Origin of the sequence: Romboutsia sp., assembly GCF_035470145.1 — a bacterium.
GTDB lineage: Bacteria > Bacillota > Clostridia > Peptostreptococcales > Peptostreptococcaceae > Romboutsia_D.
This window is the reverse complement of sequence record NZ_DATIRC010000085.1, coordinates 1-1,603: the sequence shown is the minus strand read 5'-3', so window position 1 is coordinate 1,603 and position 1,603 is coordinate 1. Positions and strand designations below refer to the sequence as shown.

Below are 1,603 nucleotides of genomic sequence, written 5' to 3'. Positions count from 1 at the left end.
AGCTACGAAAACTCACCTGATAGAACTATCCTATTCAATAAAATACCGTCCTTGATATTGAAATAAAAAAATGAAATATATATAAAATATAATAAGAAATTGTAATTTACTTACAACTTCTTTTTTTTATTTTTTAAAATAATTAATTTTTAAAGATAGGATTTTACAATTTTTTTGTTTTTATAAAAACATCCATTTTTTCTGTTCTAAATCAGATTTTTCAATAATAACATTTTCACCTTTTATTCTCATTGGTAAATAACTTGGCCAACAACCACCAGCAGTGTTTTCCGTACCACAACTATTGATAGGATATTGTTTTCCACAGTTTAGACATTGCATAATCTCCCCACTCTGACGATATCCTTTCTTTGCCTGATAACAGACATCACAGGCATCAAAAGCAACATGAATATCACCATCTGAACCTCTTACAGCAAAATACTTTACCTCAACACCATTTGCATAATAACTGTAAAACCTAGCATTATCACCAATGCCAGATACGGGAATACCCACCTCAGTCTCACTAATAATATCTGATGATTGGACCAATTCATTGTTTTTATCATAATTATTAGTATTATTTGCCATTGAAACGACTATTAAAATACTAATGCTTGCGATAAGTATGACCGATATAGTCATTATATTTTTCATTCGTTTTTTCCTATTTAATAGCTCTTTTTTTCTTCTTTCAACTTTTTCTAATTCAATTCTTCTTAATTTATTTCTCTTACTCATATCTTATACCTCATATTTATCTAATTAAGAACTTATTTTTCCATCAATCAACTTTACAACCCTATTACCAATTTTACCTATTTGTGGATTGTGAGTAATTAAAATAATTGTACGCCCCTCAAGTTGCAACTCTTTAATAAGACTTAAAACAAGTTCACCATTTTTCTGATCAAGATTCCCAGTAGGCTCATCAGCCAATAATATATTTGGCTCATTAATCAAAGCACGTGCGATACATACTCTCTGTTGTTCTCCACCTGAAAGATGAGCCGGTATATGATTTAACCTATGACTTAGTCCGACTCTCTTTAGAGCCTCAACTGCATCACTCTCGTTAACAATACTATGATAAAACTGAGCCATCATTACATTCTCCAAAGCTGTTAGATAAGGAACAAGATGATATTGCTGAAAAATCAAACCAATATTTTCTCGTCTGAACCTTGTTAGTTCGTTCTGTTTTAACCGTGTAATTTCTGTCCCATTAATATATACAGATCCTTTTGTTGCTGAATCTAAACAACCAATAATATTCAACAACGTTGTTTTCCCGGAACCTGACGGCCCCATAATAGACGTCCATTCACCTTCAACAATTGATAAACTTAGATTATCTAAAGCTTTTGTTTTACTATCATATATTTTTGAAATATTTCTTACTTTGATGATATCCTTTGGCATTTTTTTACTCACCTCTTAAAACAATCGCTGGTTCAACTTTAACTGCTTTTCTTATAGGAAATAAACTTGCAATAAGTGCTACAGCAATTGATATTAAAAGAACGACAGGAATAATCTCATATCTAGGCGTAATTAACACATTAAAAACACTCAATCCAATAAATTGAGAAATTATTAC

The 1,603-nt window shown here is 30.7% G+C and carries 2 protein-coding genes; both read right to left on the bottom strand.

All coding sequences use genetic code 11. The features are described 5' to 3' along the window. Positions 1-180: 180 nt before the first annotated feature. On the bottom strand, positions 181-744 hold the full coding sequence (locus tag VLM92_RS03015) for a DUF2318 domain-containing protein (protein ID WP_325274872.1): 564 nt from the start codon (positions 742-744) through the stop codon (positions 181-183). 24 nt (positions 745-768) lie between these two features. Beyond that, on the bottom strand, positions 769-1,425 hold the full coding sequence (locus VLM92_RS03010; protein ID WP_325274871.1) for an ABC transporter ATP-binding protein: 657 nt from the start codon (positions 1,423-1,425) through the stop codon (positions 769-771). Positions 1,426-1,603: the final 178 nt, after the last annotated feature.